This window comes from Halopseudomonas oceani (assembly GCF_002903165.1).
Classification (GTDB): Bacteria; Pseudomonadota; Gammaproteobacteria; order Pseudomonadales; family Pseudomonadaceae; genus Halopseudomonas; species Halopseudomonas oceani.
In genome coordinates this window covers 55122-73272 of record NZ_PPSK01000004.1, presented here as the reverse complement: position 1 = coordinate 73272, position 18151 = coordinate 55122, and the positions used below count along the sequence as shown (strand labels likewise).

The window sequence follows — 18151 nt, the reverse complement described above, 5'->3', positions numbered from 1 at the left end:
TCGGGTTTAGCGCCGCCTGCTGTCCGGCTGCAGCTCCAGTCGGTCTGGCAGCGCCTGGATCGAGAGCCAGTCAAACAGCTGCGTGCGGTAGCGGCCCTCGTTGAACATTTCTGCCTGGTCGTACGCATGGCCGTCCAGCGGGTTGCCGGACTGCCCCAGCGGGTTGATGCCGAGCGTTGCGTTCAGGTCAGACAGATCTATCAGTCTGCGGGTAGAGGGGCCGGCCTTGATCTTGTATCTCGCTTCCCCTCGATCAAACACCATGTTGTTCAGCGTCTCGTTACCGCCGCTGACGGCGACTGGCTTACTGTTCAGATACTCACCAAAAGGGATGCGTTCAGCCAGCGCGTGAGCATGCTGCAGGCTCGTCAGGCGTGACCACTGCCATTGCGCCGGGTCGTCACCCAGGTCGGCGACCAGCCCGGCAATCGCATTCTGCCAGGCGTGTTGAATTGCTGAATGGCGACCGTCCAGACTCGGCTGCTGACGGTTGTCCCACCAGGGAGAGGTCGGTTTCCAGTAAAGACTGGCGAGGGTCTTTTCGGCCATAAAGGTGTTGCGGAAAAAACTGTAGCGCGGGCCCAGTTCGTCGGCAAACAGGGCCTCTGACAGCGCGTCCTGCCAGCGCTGGAAGATGCTTGCAGCAGCACTGTTCTGATCGTAGCGCCCGTCCCAGCTCGCAAGCAGGCCAGCGGCCCTGGCGGCAGGCTCGCGCAGCTCATCCGGCAACTGCTCAAGGTCAAATAACGGCAATGCGTCGGCAATCATGCTGAGCGCGACCGGACGCTGGTCGTCGAGCTGGAACGCTTTGAAATCGGACAGATCAAATTGCTCCTTGCTCGCCAGCAGCTGTTCCAGCCGCAGAGCACGGTCGGTTGGTGCGTAATAGCCTGGCAGCTTGCGCCGTGGGTTGCGCTCCGGGTAGGGGTTGTTGGTGGAGAACAGGATCCCTTCGCGCGGATTGATGATGCGAGGGTTGCTCTCGAATGGCTGATAGCCGAGGAAGTCGTCGCGCCCTGAGCTGCCGTTGAGCAGTGAAAAACCGTTGCTGCTTTGCGGCCAGCGCTTGAGCTTGCCGATCGCCCACATTGCAATATTGTTGTCGGCGTCAGCGTACAGCAGGTTGAGGCCGGGGGCGCCGTGCAGCGCTGCAGCGGCTTCAAACTCGGCCATGCTGGTGGCGCGGGTGAAGCCGTAAAACGCTTGCGTGGAGTCGCTGTCGGGGTCGAGGAAGCTCCAGAACAGGCTGACCGGTTGGCGCTCCATACTACCCGGCAGATCATTGATGATCGGTCCGTGGCGACTGCTGCGAGTGCGGATCAGGCGGTCTTCCTGGCCGCGAATCTTGATGACCTCCTCGTGCACCTGCAGCGGTTCCCAATGATCGACTGCCCAGACCTGTTCCGGATCGTCCGGGTTGGTGCGCTCGCGGTAAAAGTCGACATCGTCGTTCATCAGCATGGTCAAGCCCCAGGCATGATGTCGAGTCTGGCCGAGCAGCGGGAAGGGGATGCCCGCCAGGAAATGGCCATAGACCTCGCTATCCGGAGTGCGGATATGGGCTTCGTACCAGACTGCTGGAGCGGCAAAACCGATGTGAGGGTCGTTGGCCAACAGCGGTGCACCGCTGGCGCTGTGGTCCGCATTGACGACCCACGCGTTGCTGCCAAGGAATTGGCCGGTGGGGATATTTTTCTCCACCTGGCCTATTTGCTCAAGCATCGGTGTCAGCAGCTCAATGTAAGGCTGGCCGGAGGAACGCAGCGGCGGCAGCTGATCTGGCCAGCTTGGCACCAGATCCCGATAATGCCGCTCGCTCAGGGTGCCTCGGATGCTGTCGACTAGAGCATCCGTCTTGAAGGCTTCGGCAAAGGAATAGGCCATGTAGCCCATGGCGTTGGCAATGTCTTCGCTGGTGAAGTAATCCGGCCGGGTCATCAGTAGCCGGTACTCCAGCGGCATGCCACCGTGATCAATGTACTGGTTGATACCGTCCTGATACGCGTGCATCAGCTTTACATGAGGGCTGTCCGGTTGTGCCTCCAGCCGCTCGGCGTAGGCCCGGGCGTAGCGGCTGATGCCGAGAGTACGGAAAAAACGGTCGGTTGCGAAAGACTCGGCGCCAAACAGCTCCGAAAGTCTGCCGCCACCAATGCGGCGTAACAGGTCCATCTGAAACAGACGATCCTGGGCATGCACATAGCCCAGTGCGCGGTAGGCGTCTTCCTCGTTGCTCGCATCGATATGAGGGACGCCCCAGCCGTCGTAATACACCTCGACAGGTGCCTTAAGGCCCTCTAGCTTCAGTTCTCCTTCACGCCGCGCCTGTGCAGAATGGACTATCCACAGCACGGTCAGTGCGGCTATGGTCAACAGCAAGACAAAACAAAGCAGCAGTTTGAGGGAGCGGTTGATGCGAGCGTTCACGATGAGCCTTGTGCAGCAAAAAAAGGTTTCGGCATCATGAGCACGCCGGTGGGCTGCGTCAATCCGGTTCACCCTGGTTTGTGAAGGAGCAACAGCAAGATGGCACAGAGAGTCGCCCTGGTTTTGGGCAGTGGAGGTGCGCGGGGGTACGCGCATATTGGCGTGATCGAAGAGATCGAACGCCGGGGTTATGAAATTGCCTGTATCGCAGGCTGCTCCATGGGGGCCGTGGTTGGGGGGATTCACGCAGCTGGCCGGTTGGCCGATTACCGCGACTGGGTGTCCGGGCTGGATTATCTGGATGTCATTCGACTGCTGGATATTGGTTTTGGCAATCTTGGTGCCATTCGCGGCGAGCGGGTGTTCGGGCGAATCCGTGAAATGCTGGGCGAGATGGAAATCGAAGACCTGAATATCCCGTTCACGGCCGTTGCCACTGACCTGACCAACCAGCAGGAAGTCTGGTTCCAAAGTGGCTGCCTGCATCAAGCCATGCGCGCGTCGGCGGCAATTCCCAGTCTGTTCTCGCCGGTCAAGCAGGGGCACCGGGTGCTGGTGGATGGCGGCCTGCTCAATCCCTTGCCGATTGTGCCGGTTGTCTCTGCTCACTGTGATCTGATCATGGCGGTAAACCTTAACTCGACCGAAAGCACGCACTACCAGATGCCGGTGATCGAACGGCCGGCACCCATCCGTCAGCAATGGGATCAGTGGTTGGCGGCGATCAAGCCGTCCTGGCTGGGCCGTCGAGTGGATGAGGCTGACGGCGAACAGGATGATCTGGCGCTGATTGCGGCGGAGGCCGACGCCTCGATGGAGGTGATGCGTTCGCGTGATGAGGATCTGCATGCACCGGTTGAGGTGGAGCCCCCACCCGGGCCGGCCAGCATGCTGGAGTTGGTCAACCTGTCGTTTGAGGCCATGCAGTCTTCGCTGACCCAGTACAAGATTGCAGGCTACCCGCCGGACGTTATCTTCAATGTGCCCAAGCGGTTATGCCGGTTCTTTGAGTTTTACCGTGCTCCGGAATTGATCGAGCTGGGGCGCATGGTGGCCAGCGACACGCTGGACCGTTTTGAGCGTCGCAATCACTAGGGCGCTGAAAATAGGCGTCGGGCCGCGTCACTGCTAGAATTCGCCGATTGATTTTGATGTCCAGTCGGTGGAGAGCAGCATGACCCAGAACATTCGTTTGACCGAGTACAGCCACGGCGCGGGTTGTGGCTGCAAAATTTCGCCCAAAGTGCTGGATGAGATGCTCTCGGTCGGGCAGCCCGGCCCTACCTTCGAGGGCCTTTGGGTCGGCAACGACAGTCGCGACGATGCCGCCGTGTTTGGCCTGGATGACCAGCAGGGCATCGTCAGCACTACCGACTTTTTCATGCCGATTGTTGATGATCCCTTCGATTTTGGTCGTATCGCGGCCACCAATGCCATCAGCGATATTTACGCCATGGGCGGCACCCCAATGATGGCCATTGCGATTCTGGGCTGGCCGGTCAACCTGTTGCCGGCTGCGGTTGCTGGCCAAGTGCTGGCTGGTGCGCGCCAGGTATGCGCCGAGGCGGGTATGCCGCTGGCAGGTGGTCACTCCATCGATGCCCCCGAGCCGATCTTTGGTCTTGCCGTCACCGGTCGAGTGTTGCGTAGCCAGCTCAAACGCAACGATCAGGCCAGGGCAGGGGCGCGACTGTTCCTGACCAAGCCGCTGGGTATTGGCATTCTCACCACCGCTGAGAAGCAGAAAAAACTGCGTCCCGAAGACGCGGGCGTAGCCCGTGACCTGATGTGCCGGCTGAACAGTCCGGGCCAGCGTTTTGCCTTGCTTGAAGGTGTGCAGGCCATGACCGACGTTACCGGTTTCGGCTTGCTTGGCCACCTGACCGAAATGGCCGAAGGGGCAAACCTCAAGGCGCGACTGCAGTTTGCGGCTGTACCCAGACTGCCGGCGGTCGACTACTACCTTGAGCAGGGCTGCGTGCCGGGCGGGACACTGCGCAACTTCGACAGCTATGGTCACAAAATCGGCGCGCTCAGCGAGCCCCAGAAGCAACTGCTCTGCGACCCGCAAACCAGTGGTGGGTTGCTGGTGGCCGTTGCGCCGGAGGGTGAAGCCGAGTTTCTCACGCTGGCTGCCGAACTCGGGCTGGAGCTGGGCTGCATCGGCGAGCTGGTCGACTACGATCAGGGTCCGCGTGTCGAGGTGTTCTGATGCGTGACAATACCGATGACTTTCGCTCGCTGTTTCTCAATGATGTGCCGTTGATCGATGTGCGCGCCCCGGTCGAATACAGCAAAGGGGCCTTCCCGCAGTCGGTCAACCTACCGCTCATGCAGGATGTGGAGCGGCAGAAGGTTGGCACCATGTACAAGCAGCAGGGGCAGGAAGCGGCCATTGCGTTAGGCCACAGTCTGGTCGGCGGTAAAGTCAAGGCGGCGCGGGTTGATGCCTGGCTGGAACACGTCAAGGCGCATCCTGATGGCTACCTCTATTGCTTCCGCGGTGGCCTCCGCTCACAGCTGGTGCAGCAGTGGTTGGCCGAGGCGGGCGTGCAGTACCCACGGGTCGTTGGCGGCTACAAGGCCATGCGGCGCTTTCTGATCGACACCCTGGACGCTGCCGCACTGGAGTGCTCGCCGATACTGGTGGCGGGCATGACGGGCACCGGCAAAACTGAAGTGATCACCGCGCTGGAAAACAGTCTGGACCTGGAAGGCCGTGCCAACCATCGTGGCTCCAGCTTTGGCCGGCACGCCACGCCGCAGCCAGCGCAGATCGACTTTGAAAATCGGCTGGCGATTGATGCACTCAAGCTGCGTGCCGCCGGCGTAACACAGATTGTGCTGGAAGACGAAGGCCGCATCGTCGGCAGTTGCTCGTTACCGCTGACGCTTTACCGGCAGATGCAGGAAGCGCCGCTGGTCTGGCTTGAGGATAGCTTCGAGAATCGCGTTACCCGCATTCTTGGCGATTACGTTGTCGACATGCTGGCCGAGTACAGCGCCCAGAACCCGGACGACGCGGAGGCGGCTTTTTCTGCATTTGAAACCTACTTGCTGGGCAGCTTGCAGCGTATTTACAAACGGCTTGGCGGTGATCGTTATAGCGAGCTGAACGCGCTGATGGAAACGGCGCTGGTCGAGCAGAAGCGCACTGGTGACGTGCACGCCCATCGCGGCTGGATCGAAGGACTGCTGACCCATTATTACGATCCGATGTACATCTATCAGCGCGAGAACAAGCGCGCACGTGTGGTGTTCAGCGGCGAACAGGCGGCGATCATCGGCTGGCTGCGTGACCAGCATCAGCGCCAGGCATGATGTGTGAACAACAGACCTGACTTTGGTCGAGCCATGACTCAATGCGTTGCTAATATCCCGATCGTCCGGGCGCCGCAGGCGCTCTTGTAGAGTCAGGAGTTAACGTATGAGCATGGAATTTTCCGGCAAAGTGGTACTTGTCACAGGTGCTGCTGCCGGTATCGGCAAGGCTACCGCTATCGCCTTCGCCGCTGCAGGCGCACGGGTTATCGTCTCCGATATCGATGCCAAACAAGGTGAAGCGACTGCGCAAGGCATTCGCGACGCTGGCGGCGATGCGCGCTTCGCCGCTTGCAATGTCGCTGATGCTGAGCAGGTCAAAGCGTTGATTGCCGGTATTGAAGCCAATTACGGCCGGCTCGACTGTGCGTTCAATAATGCCGGTATCGAGATTGAGCAGGGCAAACTGGCCGATGGCGATGAGGACGTTTTTGATCGCATCATGGACGTCAACGTCAAGGGCGTCTGGCAGTGCATGCGCTTCCAGATTCCGCTGATGCTGAAGAACGGTGGTGGCTCCATCGTCAACACCGCCTCTGTCGCCGCCCTGGGCGCCGCACCGAAGATGAGCATCTACGCTGCCAGCAAGCACGCAGTGCTGGGGCTGACCCGCTCTGTGGCTGTTGAATACGCCAAGCAGGGTATTCGTGTCAACGCGGTCTGCCCCGCGGTAATTGACACCGACATGTTCCGCCGCGCCGCTGCCATTGAACCGCGCAAGGCTGAGTTTGCTGCTGCCATGCACCCGGTTGGTCGCATTGGCCGCGCCGAGGAAATCGCGGCTGCCGTGATGTATCTCTGCGGCGAAAATTCCGGCTTTACCACCGGTATTGCGCTGCCGGTGGATGGCGGTAGTACCTGCATCTGAGCCTTTCCTGCGGGCCTGACGGTAACAGCTTAGGCTGTTGCCGTCGTATGCCTCGCTCGTCACATTCCATATAATTGGTGGCCGCGTTCGCGCAGAGCCCATGATGCTCTGGCGTTCGTGACGTCGTTGTAGTATTTGAAATGGCTCTAATGGGAAAGGTGTAAAGAATATGAAAGGGACTGTACTGGATTTCAATTCCATCAGCGGGGGCGGTGTCATCAGTTGTGAGGCGGGCAATCGCTATACCTTTACGCGGCCGCAGTGGAAGAGCGCAACTGCGCCGGTGGCTGGTGCATCGGTAGATTTCGTCCCGGTCGGCAACGAGGCCACCGACGTTTACGGTGTTGCCAGTGTCACGCCGCAAGCTACTCCCCAGGCTGCTCAGCAACCTCAAGTTGCCACGACGTCTTCGCTGGCGATCATCAGCCTGGTATCGGGTATTGTTGGCTTGTTTATCTTTGGTTCTCTCATCGCAATCGTGTGCGGACACATTGCCAGATCGCAGATCAAGAACAGCGGCGGGACCCAGTCGGGTGACGGCATGGCGCTCACCGGTCTGATCCTTGGTTATATCGGTATTGCATTGTGGCTGCTGTGGTTTGTCGCTGTCGGAATGATCGCCGCTACGTCGTGATGTGCCAGGCGGCGAGGGTGATAGGGCGGCAAACGGCTCAGCACCCGATCAGGAATAAATAACAACAAAGGGACAGGGAAAGGGAATGACCAAGTTTTGCTCTGAGTGCGGCGTGGAAATGGCCGACAAAACCCCTCAATGCCGTAGTTGCGGAGCTATCCAAAGCGATTTTGTCTACAAGAGTCGGGTAGCTGCAGGCGCACTGGCGTTGTTTACCGGCATGTTTGGCATACATCGCTTCTATCTCGGTCAATGGTGGGGCGTGTTTTACCTGCTGTTTTTCTGGACCTACATCCCGTCTTTGGTTGGATTCATAGAGGGTATTGTGTTCCTCGCAACCCCTCAGAAGAGTTGGAACGCAAAATACAATCAGGGGCTCTCGCTCGGTACGGAGAAGGGCGGCGTGGTCATTATTGCGCCGCTTGTTTTTCTGGTTATCGCCGGTATCGGCATACTTGCTGCCATCGCCTTGCCAGCCTATCAGGACTACACCTATCGTACGAAACTGCAAGACTCGCATAGTGTCGCGACGCAGTTGATGCCGATTGTCGAAGAGTACGTTCAGCAACATGATGCCTGGCCGACCAGTCTCAACCAGCTCCCCGTCGCTGATCTTGTCACTTCCGAATCGGTGGGCACCGTTGCGGTAAATTCCGGGGTAATCGTTGTGACGCCAGCCAAGGGTGTTGGTCTTAGCGGTTCCCTTATCTATGTGCCGTCGTTCTCGGGCTCCGGTATCTCCTGGAGTTGTACTGAATCCACGGTAGAAAGCCGTTATCTGCCGGCCAAGTGTCGCTGACATCATTGTTCTTTGCGCTGTGGCTTGTGCGACTTTTCCGCCGCTGAGTCCAAGTGCTTTCATGCTGAAATTTGACAGGTAATTTATGGACGAATTGAAACACTCCGGCATTGGTATCGCCTCATTTGTGCTTAGCATCGTTTCGGCGATTCTGATCTTTTTGCTCATCATTTTTGCCGGTGTGCTGGAGACCACCACGCCCGGCGGAATGGATGAGGAATCCGCGGTAGCAATTGTTGTCGGCCTGCTGTTGTTCCTTTTCATGGGGATGTCGCTGGTCGGCTTTGGCCTGGGTATTGGCGGCCTGGTTCAGAAGGGGCGCAACAAGATATTCGCGATCCTGGGGACCGTGTTCTCCGGGCTCACCATCGTTGGTGCCGTAATGCTGTTGTTGCTTGGCATGTCAATGGCCTAATGGCCATGGCCACTGTGAGCGCGGGCAGGTCAGGGCGGCAGCTGTACCCTCGGCAGGATTGAAAGCAACAACAAGGAAGGAACACCATGAGCGACTACCAATCCCGTGGCGACAAGGCTTATGCCAAGCAACTAATGCAGGCCGCCAACAAGGAAGCGACAGCCTTCCTTAATCTCAAAGCCAGCGCCGAGCGCAAAGACGGTGCCATCCCGGAGAAGTATCGCGAGCTGATGTCCATCGCCGTCGCGCTATCGACGCAGTGTTCCTACTGCATCGATGCTCACGTCGAAAACGCAGTCAAGGCCGGCGCTACCAAGGAAGAACTGGCTGAAACTGTATTTATCGCTTCTGCGCTGCGTGCGGGGGCTGCGGTGGGGCATGGCCTGCTTGCGATGAAACTGTTTGAAGAGCACGCCGGTTGAGAGATGGGTAGCACGCATTACAAAACCACGTTCCTGGAAATGCGCTTACCGAGTGCACAGAAGCCTGTTCCGCTACCCGCTGAATTAACGGTGGTTGAGTGCGAGGAGCCGCAGTATCAGTTCAACAGGTTTCTCTACAACCTCGTTGGCGCTGAGTGGCAGTGGGGCGACCTGGACGACTGGAGCGATGAGCAGTGGCGTGAAGTCGTGGAAAGCAACTCACTGCGGACCTGGGTGGCTTACTACAGGGGAAGTATTGCGGGGTACTATGAGCTGTTCAAGCATGCAGACAACGCCACTGAGATCCGCTACTTCGGGTTGGTGAGAACCTGTATTGGCAAAGGCTTTGGCGGCCCGTTGCTAAGCCATGCCATTCAGTCCGCCTGGGACTGGAACACAACAGAACGTGTCTGGGTGCATACCTGTACGTTTGATCACCCCAACGCGCTGGCCAACTACATCGCGCGTGGGCTGTCGGTCTATCGCGAAGAAACGACGCCGCTATAGGTGCGCTACTAGCCAGGCAATCACCGCCAAATAGACGCCTGCTGCCTACGTCGGAAAATAGTATTGCTTGTGGTCCCGGAGGTTTGCTGTCTGCATGGCTATCGTTGAACTCGAACGTATCGTACACGCTCCGGTTGCCCGCGTTTATGAGGCATCGCAGGATTACGCTATTCGTTATCAATGGGATCCGTTCCCTGAAAAAATCGAATTGCTTGGCAGTGCTGTCGACGTTGCGGTTGGTGTTAGAACGCTGGTGATAGCCCGGTCTGGCCTGCGGATGGAAGTCGAGTTTGTGCAGGTGTCGCCACCACACCGTGCCGCAATCGTGATGGTCAGAGGCCCTCTTTTCCTTAAGACATTTGCCGGAAGTTGGGTGTTCAAGGAGGTGGATCCTGCTACAACACAGGTGACCTTTCGCTATTCCATTCAGATGAAGCCCTGGACTTTACCTAAACTGTCGGAACGGTTGGCGTGCGGCTATTTCCGGCGGGTCGTTAAAGCCCGAGTGGAAGGCCTCAAGGCGTATTGCGAGGGTCTGCAGGGAGGGGAGTAATGCGAAACCGACTATATGCTACGGTGCTGTTTTTTTTCATATTAATAGTTGCGAAACCTGCGAGTGCATGCCGGAGCATGGCTGAGCTTAAGCTCGAAGACATTACGTACGCTAGTGTTGTCGTCGTTGGCAGGATCACGAATTATGAAATCATTTTGGACCAAGAAGCCCGGATGCATAGGGAGCGCACCCTTGCAAATCCCGAGTTGAGCCCGGAATACCGAGAACTCATATCAGGTCAAAAAAAATGGTTGACCGATTACGCACGCTTTAACGTCTTAGTGGATGAGGTTTTGCTCGGACAGGCGCCTGATGTCATTACCGTTACTTGGAATAACTCAACATTCGGCGAGCCGGAGAAAATGGGAGAAGGCCCCATTTTTGATCGCATTGCGTGATCCTCATGCTGAAAGCCCTCCGCTTCGAGGCCCAAGCGCAACTATCGTGCAACCTCAAGAGCAAACATTGACCGTATTGCAGGCTCCCTGCGCAAAGGCTTTCATATTCTATACATTCAGTCCTGAGGCGTTGAAGGCGCGGGAGATTCTCTCCGGTTCCGAGGAGTGAGACTCGCTAAGTTATTATGGGGTAACCCGTATTTTAATTATTAGGAAAAACTAATTTTCTGGTGGAGCATGAAGCGATAGCGCAAATAAATTTGGCACAAATCAGATTTTTATGTCTGCTTCTTTGTGCGTGTATCGAGACGCTGGTGCGCGTGCCGCCCTCTGTTGGAATAATGTTGCTGAGACCTTCTAATAAAGGTATTTTTTTGGGCGTAGTGAGTATATCCAAGTCTGTCACTTTGCTTGATTAAATGAAAAACGCTTTGGGTGTTGAATCGGTTGGTAATGGGGGCAGGTTATGAATGCGATGGTGTTGAATATAACAGGCCGTTTGAGCGGGGCTGCGCTTGTGGTGAGCCTCGCGACAGGTCGATATAAATGAACGACAAAACGCGAGATTTAATTGTACAAAAAAGTGCGTATGGATTCATGGGCTGTGTTTTTTTGCTCCTGGCTGTTTCGATAATATATGGGAAGGGCATGGGGCGGATGGTTCTCTTTGCTATTGTGCCGATGTATTCACTATATTATGTGGTCATGTATAACCTGGTTTGCAGGGGGTATGACAGTGAAGTCAAGCGAATTTCAGCGTTCGGAACCATAGGTAGAGGTAAGTTTTTTGGGGTGATTTATTACCTTTCACTATTCATTGTTTCGGTTTTTTTATTTCTGGCTCTGGATGTTTTTTATAGTCTTCTATGAAATGACTCGCTGGCGCGACAGCAGCGTTACCTTTTGGGTCGCCGAGTTTCGCTACACTAGGTCGATGATTATGGCCTGCATTGGGGCCGTTGCTTCGATACACAGGTGCAGGTTGATTCATTATGCAGCCCCGTTGGCCGCATCCAAAAGATTACTGGATTGAAATAACAGGAACTTTGTCAGTGAAGCTGACTGTGAATGCGAATAATGGGGTGCTGGCGATGCTCGAAAGTCAGTCTCTTTGGGATGAAGACGTTAAGTAAGTCTTCTGGCCGGTATCATTTTTGGTACTGCTTCACACTAAAAAAACGCGCAAGCTGATGCGGTCGGCGCTAGAGTCTAATATCACGGGCTTGGTTGATTGACGCCCTTGCAGTCGCAAGCCAAATATCGATTGCAAACAGGTCGACATGCTCCATAAAAGCCAGCGTTGAGCTTTACGTCTTTCCAAGTAAAAAAATGAGGACTTACCTATGAAGTACCTGCTCTGCATCGTCGCCTTGTGCGCAGTGAGTCAGGCGCATGCTGAGGACGTGATTCGCGTCCTGAACTGGAATGACTACATTGAGCCGACGCTGCTGGAAAAATTTGAGCAGCAGTCAGGGGTTAGGGTCGATTACCAGACGTTTGAAGAGGGGCAGGAGCTCATGGAGGCGATGGGTAGTGGCGATGCTTACGACATCGTTGTGCCCTCTCATTACATGCTGAAGCAGTTGATCGCGGACGAGGCCCTGATGCCTATCGACAGCAGTCAACTGAAAAACCATGACAACCTGGATCTGTGGCTGGTATCTGTCCTCGCCAGTATTCCACGCGCCAGCGAACACGCAATACCCTACCTTTGGGGCTCCAACGGTCTGGCCGTTAACGTGCCCATGGCCGAAGCCGCGTTAGGCGAGAGCGTGCCGCACAGTTGGGGGCTTTTGTTCTCAGAATCCTATGCTTCCCGCCTTGCGTCCTGTGGTCTAGGCATGCTGGCAGCGCCAGAAGAAGTTGCCTCGGTACTCCTCAACTTCCATGGACGGCGTCTATCAGGCAGCACCGGCCGAAGAATTGCTCATGCCTTTGAGTCGATTGACTATCTGCGCAAAGACATGAGTGAGATTAATAACTGGGAACACGTTGAGGCACTGGCTAAGAATGAAATTTGTGTCGCGCTGACCTGGGGGGGCAACGCTCTGTTTGCGATGGAGGAGAACCCGGATGTGCAGTTCTGGATTCCGGAGGCCGGTTCAAGCATTTTCATTGATACTCTGGCGATCCCCAGCAACGCCTCACGCCCAGACCTTGCCTACCAATTCATCGACTTTTTGATGGAGCCGGAAAACGCCATTCTCAATGCAAGCGCGTCTAACTTCTATCCGCCAATATCTGGCGATTCTCCGGAGATGCAGGCGTTCGAAGCAGCCAACCCATATCAGGTTATGACCGTTGAACAACGTCGCCGGAGTTACTTGCTTGAATCGCTGACTGAAGAACAGCAGTCCGCCGTTGAGCAGGCTTGGCAGCGTTTCCTTGAGGTGTCGGAGACGGCAGAGCCTGAAGCCTGAGAGTGGCATCCCACGCTGGCAACTATGGCAACACGCGCCAGCGTTTCTTAATATCGCCAGTTTATCCGCCGGGTTGACCATCGGCTTTAGCTCAGGAGCCTGTTGCATACCGGCGCATCGACGAGATGGGCGCTAAAGGTCTTTTGGGGCAGGCCCTGCTAGATGGCGCAACCAGCGGGGCGGGGCGGTTGCGCTGCAACCTCTCAGCTAATCATGAGTGGTTTCTGTCCTTTACCAAAGCAGCAGGCGACGTTACTTTTTGCTCATGGCATGCCGCTGTGTCGCGACAGCCAAGGGATGACATCAATATCATTCATCTTCCATTGGCATATAGATAACGTCAGCCTTCGTGCTATTTGTACGTCTGGTGAATGCCGTATCAGCGCATACTTCCGTGGCGTGCGAAATTTGCGAGCGCCATTAACACAGCGTTAAGAGACCAATCCATGTTTTCGTTCTTCAAGAAGAAGCCAAAGCCCGTCGACCCAACACCAGTGGTAGTTCCTCGAATTAAGCACAAGAACTTCCTTGTTGCCATTGACAGTATTCCTGGTATGACCGATGAATCTCGACCGGTGACTGAGGCGCTTGTTGGGGACTTGTATCTGTCCTATGCCATTGATATTGGCCCGAGTTACATATCGGTAACCCCCGCCAATCTGAGAGACCATAATCTGGCGCAAGCTGATTTACGCCGACTGGCTGAGACAAATGGGCTTGCGGCTATGCGCAAGATTCACGTCGGGACGGACGGCACCATCCATGAGCTGGCTGCTCCTGAGAACATGGCTGCATGCACCATTCTTTATCCAGCGCTGTGGCAGCAAATCGAAAAGGAGATGGGCTGTCCGGTTGCAGTTGCCTTCCCACATCGAGATATCGTTCTATACGCACCGGCGGACTCCAAAGGTATTACGGCGCTCACTGAGGTGATTGGGCAAATGAATTTTGAAGATACTCATGCATTGTCCCGGTTGCTCTATCGCCCATCTCCGGCTGGCTGGAGTGTGGTTGCAGCCTGACAGTCCGCTCAACTTGACGGTGCCTTGCAGTTGGGCTCTATGCAGCGCCCTGGCTAAATAGGTACCGGAGGTTTCTGATCCTGTAGTGAGCTTCTGGTATCTCGGCGCATGTTGTTCTCTCGTTTTTTCGCCGAACGGCTCGTAGGCGACTATCTCGGCACGTCTGAGTGCATCCGCCTGTCATGCTCTTCTACCTGATACGTCGGTCGCAGGGGCAGCCAACCAGCCGCTGAGGTAGCAGGCGCCTGGGGGGGGGGGCAAATGCGTTCCTGTTTGTTTTTTATTGCTAAGTACTTGACTGATCAATTATATAGGCGTTAAATTTGCGTGCTCAAGCATTTTGCAAGGAATTTGCTGTGTCCGATAAAAAAGAAAGCCGTCTGGTGAGCAGTGTCATTGGCCTCAACAGCAATATCCAGAAGAGGGTGGGCCGTGCGCTCTCCGTGCATGGTATTGGTGTCACCGAGTACCTCGTACTGAATCAACTGTATGTGGCACCAACGCAGACGATGCGCCGTAGCGACCTTGCGGAAGAGGTCGGTTTGAGTCCGTCGGGTATAACCCGCCTGATTAACCCTATGGAAAAAATAGGCCTGGTTAAAAAAGAAGAAAGCCCCCGCGATGCGAGGGTCAGCTTGGTGCGGTTATCAGCTGCGGGAAAGCAAGTCTACGAAGATGCCCAGGTTTCATTTGAGCAAGCCTCAGTCGCTCTGTTTGAGCCGTTGGACGATAAACAGATAGATGCGTTTATTGAACTGCTGAGTACGGTATCGAAAGGGTCTTGATAAACATGCGCAAGCTGGATTACAGGCAAGCTCTGATCGACCGTATTGGTGCTTCAGTTACTCAGGCAAACGTGATGGCCGGCTCGGTGAACACTGCCTATTTATCTGCTGGTGCTGGATTTCCGGTTATCTGCCTGCACGGCGGTGGGGCAGGGGCTGTTACCTGGTATCCATCCATTGGCCCACTGGCACAACATTTTCGTGTTGTTACACCGGACATTGTAGGTTACGGGGAGTCTGACAAGCCCGATGCGAGCTATGACAGAGCCTACTTCGCTAGTTGGTTGAAGCAGTTTCTGGATGCCCTTGGCATCACTAGGGCTCATATCGTCGGGTTATCTCAAGGTGGCGCCATTGCCCTGCAATTTACCCTCGACAACCCGGAAATGGTGGACAAGCTTGTTCTCATCGATTCTGGTGGGCTAGGGGCAAAGTCGCCCTTGATGTCTATTGTCGGCATGCTGTGGCTGAATACCTTGCCATCGTCATGGGCAAATCGCTTTTATTCCCGTTATATCCTGTTTAACCCCGATAACCGTGATCCGAATCACGGACGCTATTCGGTTGAGGTGCTCAAGGCTGCGGGCGGCAAAAAGGCTTTTTCCCAAGGGCGAGGTGCAGCGGTCTCGGCCCTTACAGAAGAAGCACTACGCAAAATACAAAACAAGACTTTAATGATCTGGGGCGAAAATGACCGATTATTCCCCATTGAGTTTGCTGCCAAAGCCGTCGCGATAATGCCTGATGCTGAGCTGTATAGCATTAAAGATGCCGGGCACTTGCCTATGATGGATCAACCCGCGGTTTTCAATCGAGCTGTTGCGAAATTCTTGTTGGACAAAGCAGGCGTTTGATCCCGTTTCTATAAATTAATCGGTACGTGGCGGCAAGGAGCTAGCGTAATGCGACTTAAAGGAAAAAGAGTATTGGTAACCGGGGCTGCCAGAGGGATCGGTGAGTCGATCGCTGAGCTTTTTGCAGCAGAAGGTGCGATGGTTATTGTTTCAGACATCCAGGATGAACTGGGCCAGAAAGTCGCCGCCAAGCTCGGAGAATGTGCCAGATATATCCATCTTGATGTAAGCAAGGAAGATGACTGGATTGAAGCAAGTCGACAGATCAGCGCCGAGTATGGCGGTCTGGACGTCTTGGTGAATAATGCGGGCATCGCCGGAATCCTGGAAACGTCTGGTCCACACGACCCGGAAAACTTGGATATTGATAGCTGGCACGCAGTCCATCAGGTCAATTTGGACGGTGTAGCACTTGGCTGCAAATACGGCATTCGGCTTATGAAGGCCTCGTTATCTGCAAGCATTGTTAATATCTCTTCAAGGTCAGGGATAATCGGCATCCCCTTTGCGACGGCCTATGCATCGAGCAAGGCCGCTGTCCGTAACCACACAAAATCTGTTGCGCTTTATTGTGCTGAAAAGCACTACCCTATCCGGTGTAACTCTATCCACCCCGGCGCCATTTATACGCCAATATGGGATGCTATGTTGGGCGAAGGTGAGCAGCGAGAGCGGGCAATAGAGGTTATCGCTTCTGAGATCCCTCTCGGCACCATGGGAGAGCCAAAGGATGTTGCCTATGCGGCGCTATACCTGGCATCGGACGAAGCAAAATATGTCACTGGGATTGAAATGAATATCGATGGTGGAATACTGGCAGGCAGCTCTGCTTCTCCGCCCAGTGATGATGTCTGACAACTCGTTTCGGTCTATTACAGGCCTGCGGCACGACGCCGGGGATAGCAATTCGCGGCTTTTATCCTAGTGTTATGAATTCAGTTGAGGGCAATGTGCTTTCTCAAGGTTTTGCGCATGATTACCGGCGTCAATCACATCACCTTCGCGGTTCGGGATCTGCAATCGTCGATCGCGTTCTACCGTGACCTATTGGGGATGAAGCTGCATGTTGTCTGGGACGCAGGCGCTTACCTAACGGCTGGCGATACGTGGCTATGTTTGAGCTTAGGTCAACCTCATCCGGCGAAGGACTACACGCATGTTGCCTTCAGCGTTAACGGGGAAGAACTCCGAAGGTTGCGCACAGCACTGAAGCAGGCCGGTGTCGTGGAGTGGAGTGGAAGGAGAATGCCAGCGAGGGTGAGTCTATCTATGTACTCGACCCGAACGGCCATCGCCTCGAACTGCATTGCGGCACACTGGCGACGCGTTTGGCTGAGCTGCAGAGCGTGCCTTACAACGGGTTGGTCTGGTTCTGAGGTGTGCAAGTCTACCCGACAACAGGGTATGAGCTAATCAGGGAGGAAATATGCGAATTGATGAATTACTTAAATGGCAGTGGGATGGGTATTCAAAATTTCACCAATCAAGGAGCAATTTATTGATTCATATTATATTTGTTCCTTTGTTTGTGATTGGCTTCATTCTGTTCTTGGTCTCGCTGGTTTTTTTAAAATGGCCACTAATGCTGTCGGCACTGCTATTGATGGTTGTGTCATTTGCTTTGCAAGGTGTGGGCCATGGCAAGGAGCAGTATTCTGCGGTGCCATTCTCCGGTTTCAAAAATGCAGTTTTGCGGATAATTTTTGAGCAATTATATACCTTCCCGAAATTTGTTCTTACCGGTGAGTGGTATAAGGCGTTTGTTAAGTCGAGTGCCTAGCGGTGCGCTTGATTTGGATGGCTAGATAAATCGGATTGGTTTTTGTGAGTTTGGGAAGGTTGGCTGTTATGTTGTGTCAATTTTTCGATTCTGTAGTTATGTGTGCAGTGTCTATTAGGTGAAAAATGGACTATTTGAGTTTGAACAAAAGTGCGTGGGATAAACGCACGAAAGTTCATGTTAAATCGGCGTTTTATGATGTCGACGCTTTTAAAAAAGGCAAGTGTTCGCTCAATCCCGTAGAGCTGGAGCAAGTAGGGGATGTTGAGGGCAAAACGCTGTTGCATCTGCAGTGCCACTTTGGTCAGGATACCTTGTCCTGGGCTCGGCTGGGTGCTGATGTTACTGGTGTTGATTTGTCGGCTGATGCGATAGCCGAAGCAAATTTGCTGAAACAATCGTTAGGCCTGCGCGCCACCTTTATTGAAGGTGATGTTGTGCGATTTGGTGCGGAAAATAGGCAGCAGTTTGACATCGTGTTTACGTCATATGGTGTGCTGTCATGGTTGCCGGATCTGGCCGGGTGGGCGGCGACCATTTCTGCTGCGTTGAAACACGGTGGTGAGTTTCATCTTGTTGAGTTCCACCCATTTAATGAGTTGCTGTCTGGGTACTCGTATTTCTCGACAGGCGAGCCCGATATCGAAGAAGAGGGCACATACACAGAAAACTGTGATGGAGCGACGTCTACAACGGTGACCTGGTCTCATTCAATCAGTGATGTTCTAAGTGCTCTAATCGATGCGGGCTTGAGTGTTGAGTCCTTTACCGAATATCCATATAGCCCCTATAACTGCTTTGAGGGGCTGGATTTTGTTCCGGGCCAGGGGTGCCAGATGTTGCATAAGGGTAATCAGGTCCCATTGTTATATGCGATTAAAGCGCGGAAAACTGCTTGATTATGTTGGTTTTTCGGCATGGGTATCTTATCTGCAGGCCAAACAAG

At 54.7% G+C, this 18151-nt stretch carries 19 protein-coding genes and 3 pseudogenes; 21 read left to right on the top strand and 1 reads right to left on the bottom strand.

From position 1 onward, the window contains the following. Positions 1–6: 6 nt before the first annotated feature. On the bottom strand, positions 7–2427 hold the full coding sequence (locus C1949_RS05955) for a penicillin acylase family protein (protein ID WP_170063011.1): 2421 nt from the start codon (positions 2425–2427) through the stop codon (positions 7–9). Positions 2428–2526: 99 nt separating this feature from the next. On the opposite strand from C1949_RS05955, the pseudogene C1949_RS19835 reads away from it, so the two are divergent. From C1949_RS19835 to C1949_RS05855, 21 genes and pseudogenes are all read left to right on the top strand, one after another. After that, a pseudogene (locus C1949_RS19835) lies at positions 2527–3118 on the top strand (patatin-like phospholipase family protein); the annotation flags it as partial. A gap of 185 nt (positions 3119–3303) precedes the next feature. After that, positions 3304–3522, top strand: a pseudogene (locus C1949_RS19830) (patatin-like phospholipase family protein); the annotation flags it as partial. Between the two features lie 79 nt (positions 3523–3601). Further along, positions 3602–4639 carry a selenide, water dikinase SelD gene (gene selD / locus C1949_RS05945; protein ID WP_104737561.1) on the top strand — a complete coding sequence of 346 codons (1038 nt, stop codon included), beginning with the start codon at positions 3602–3604 and terminating at the stop codon, positions 4637–4639. Continuing rightward, entirely contained in the window at positions 4639–5748 is a 1110-nt protein-coding gene (mnmH, locus tag C1949_RS05940) for a tRNA 2-selenouridine(34) synthase MnmH (protein ID WP_104737560.1), read from the top strand. The genes selD and mnmH overlap by 1 nt, the downstream gene beginning before the upstream one ends. A gap of 106 nt (positions 5749–5854) precedes the next feature. After that, complete coding sequence (locus C1949_RS05935; protein ID WP_104737559.1) at positions 5855–6616, top strand: SDR family oxidoreductase; 762 nt, start codon at positions 5855–5857, stop codon at positions 6614–6616. A 169-nt stretch (positions 6617–6785) separates the two neighbouring features. Next, positions 6786–7250: a DUF4190 domain-containing protein gene (locus C1949_RS05930; RefSeq protein ID WP_104737558.1), complete on the top strand. Its 465-nt coding sequence runs from the start codon at positions 6786–6788 to the stop codon at positions 7248–7250. A gap of 85 nt (positions 7251–7335) precedes the next feature. Then, a complete protein-coding gene (locus tag C1949_RS05925) occupies positions 7336–8049 on the top strand; it encodes an NINE protein (RefSeq protein ID WP_104737557.1) in 714 nt (237 codons plus the stop codon). A gap of 85 nt (positions 8050–8134) precedes the next feature. Continuing rightward, positions 8135–8464: a hypothetical protein gene (locus tag C1949_RS05920; RefSeq protein WP_104737556.1), complete on the top strand. Its 330-nt coding sequence runs from the start codon at positions 8135–8137 to the stop codon at positions 8462–8464. 86 nt (positions 8465–8550) lie between these two features. Further along, positions 8551–8886 (top strand): carboxymuconolactone decarboxylase family protein, encoded by a 336-nt coding sequence (locus tag C1949_RS05915; protein WP_104737555.1) that lies wholly within the window; start codon positions 8551–8553, stop codon positions 8884–8886. A 3-nt stretch (positions 8887–8889) separates the two neighbouring features. Beyond that, on the top strand, positions 8890–9393 hold the full coding sequence (locus C1949_RS05910; RefSeq protein ID WP_104737554.1) for a GNAT family N-acetyltransferase: 504 nt from the start codon (positions 8890–8892) through the stop codon (positions 9391–9393). 94 nt (positions 9394–9487) lie between these two features. Next, positions 9488–9946 (top strand): type II toxin-antitoxin system RatA family toxin, encoded by a 459-nt coding sequence (locus tag C1949_RS05905; protein WP_104737553.1) that lies wholly within the window; start codon positions 9488–9490, stop codon positions 9944–9946. 77 nt (positions 9947–10023) lie between these two features. Further along, positions 10024–10344 (top strand): hypothetical protein, encoded by a 321-nt coding sequence (locus C1949_RS19525; protein ID WP_211287089.1) that lies wholly within the window; start codon positions 10024–10026, stop codon positions 10342–10344. Between the two features lie 546 nt (positions 10345–10890). Beyond that, positions 10891–11214 (top strand): hypothetical protein, encoded by a 324-nt coding sequence (locus C1949_RS05895; protein WP_104737552.1) that lies wholly within the window; start codon positions 10891–10893, stop codon positions 11212–11214. Between the two features lie 473 nt (positions 11215–11687). Continuing rightward, the gene (locus C1949_RS05890; protein ID WP_104737551.1) at positions 11688–12764 is read left to right on the top strand and encodes an extracellular solute-binding protein; all 1077 of its coding nucleotides are present in this window, start codon (positions 11688–11690) and stop codon (positions 12762–12764) included. Positions 12765–13210: 446 nt separating this feature from the next. Next, the gene (locus C1949_RS05885) at positions 13211–13786 is read left to right on the top strand and encodes a DUF1444 family protein (protein WP_104737550.1); all 576 of its coding nucleotides are present in this window, start codon (positions 13211–13213) and stop codon (positions 13784–13786) included. A gap of 356 nt (positions 13787–14142) precedes the next feature. Continuing rightward, complete coding sequence (locus C1949_RS05880) at positions 14143–14571, top strand: MarR family winged helix-turn-helix transcriptional regulator (RefSeq protein ID WP_104737549.1); 429 nt, start codon at positions 14143–14145, stop codon at positions 14569–14571. 5 nt (positions 14572–14576) lie between these two features. After that, entirely contained in the window at positions 14577–15425 is an 849-nt protein-coding gene (locus tag C1949_RS05875; protein ID WP_104737548.1) for an alpha/beta fold hydrolase, read from the top strand. Between the two features lie 48 nt (positions 15426–15473). Then, positions 15474–16280 (top strand): glucose 1-dehydrogenase, encoded by an 807-nt coding sequence (locus tag C1949_RS05870; protein ID WP_104737547.1) that lies wholly within the window; start codon positions 15474–15476, stop codon positions 16278–16280. A gap of 117 nt (positions 16281–16397) precedes the next feature. Beyond that, positions 16398–16801: pseudogene (gene fos / locus C1949_RS05865) on the top strand (fosfomycin resistance glutathione transferase). Between the two features lie 50 nt (positions 16802–16851). Then, positions 16852–17205 (top strand): Mpo1-like protein, encoded by a 354-nt coding sequence (locus C1949_RS05860; protein ID WP_104737546.1) that lies wholly within the window; start codon positions 16852–16854, stop codon positions 17203–17205. A gap of 125 nt (positions 17206–17330) precedes the next feature. Continuing rightward, positions 17331–18104 (top strand): class I SAM-dependent methyltransferase, encoded by a 774-nt coding sequence (locus C1949_RS05855; RefSeq protein WP_104737545.1) that lies wholly within the window; start codon positions 17331–17333, stop codon positions 18102–18104. Positions 18105–18151: the final 47 nt, after the last annotated feature.

What these genes read in the sequence shown, in the direction of transcription:
- C1949_RS05930 (WP_104737558.1), top strand. Translation starts at nt 6,786, where the DNA reads ATGAAAGGGACTGTACTGGATTTCAATTCCATCAGCGGGGGCGGTGTC.
- C1949_RS05860 (WP_104737546.1), top strand. Translation starts at nt 16,852, where the DNA reads ATGCGAATTGATGAATTACTTAAATGGCAGTGGGATGGGTATTCAAAA.
- C1949_RS05870 (WP_104737547.1), top strand. Translation starts at nt 15,474, where the DNA reads ATGCGACTTAAAGGAAAAAGAGTATTGGTAACCGGGGCTGCCAGAGGG.
- C1949_RS19525 (WP_211287089.1), top strand. Translation starts at nt 10,024, where the DNA reads ATGGCTGAGCTTAAGCTCGAAGACATTACGTACGCTAGTGTTGTCGTC.
- C1949_RS05920 (WP_104737556.1), top strand. Translation starts at nt 8,135, where the DNA reads ATGGACGAATTGAAACACTCCGGCATTGGTATCGCCTCATTTGTGCTT.
- C1949_RS05895 (WP_104737552.1), top strand. Translation starts at nt 10,891, where the DNA reads ATGAACGACAAAACGCGAGATTTAATTGTACAAAAAAGTGCGTATGGA.
- mnmH (WP_104737560.1), top strand. Translation starts at nt 4,639, where the DNA reads ATGCGTGACAATACCGATGACTTTCGCTCGCTGTTTCTCAATGATGTG.
- C1949_RS05915 (WP_104737555.1), top strand. Translation starts at nt 8,551, where the DNA reads ATGAGCGACTACCAATCCCGTGGCGACAAGGCTTATGCCAAGCAACTA.
- C1949_RS05910 (WP_104737554.1), top strand. Translation starts at nt 8,890, where the DNA reads ATGGGTAGCACGCATTACAAAACCACGTTCCTGGAAATGCGCTTACCG.
- C1949_RS05855 (WP_104737545.1), top strand. Translation starts at nt 17,331, where the DNA reads ATGGACTATTTGAGTTTGAACAAAAGTGCGTGGGATAAACGCACGAAA.
- C1949_RS05875 (WP_104737548.1), top strand. Translation starts at nt 14,577, where the DNA reads ATGCGCAAGCTGGATTACAGGCAAGCTCTGATCGACCGTATTGGTGCT.
- C1949_RS05905 (WP_104737553.1), top strand. Translation starts at nt 9,488, where the DNA reads ATGGCTATCGTTGAACTCGAACGTATCGTACACGCTCCGGTTGCCCGC.
- C1949_RS05890 (WP_104737551.1), top strand. Translation starts at nt 11,688, where the DNA reads ATGAAGTACCTGCTCTGCATCGTCGCCTTGTGCGCAGTGAGTCAGGCG.
- selD (WP_104737561.1), top strand. Translation starts at nt 3,602, where the DNA reads ATGACCCAGAACATTCGTTTGACCGAGTACAGCCACGGCGCGGGTTGT.
- C1949_RS05885 (WP_104737550.1), top strand. Translation starts at nt 13,211, where the DNA reads ATGTTTTCGTTCTTCAAGAAGAAGCCAAAGCCCGTCGACCCAACACCA.
- C1949_RS05925 (WP_104737557.1), top strand. Translation starts at nt 7,336, where the DNA reads ATGACCAAGTTTTGCTCTGAGTGCGGCGTGGAAATGGCCGACAAAACC.
- C1949_RS05935 (WP_104737559.1), top strand. Translation starts at nt 5,855, where the DNA reads ATGAGCATGGAATTTTCCGGCAAAGTGGTACTTGTCACAGGTGCTGCT.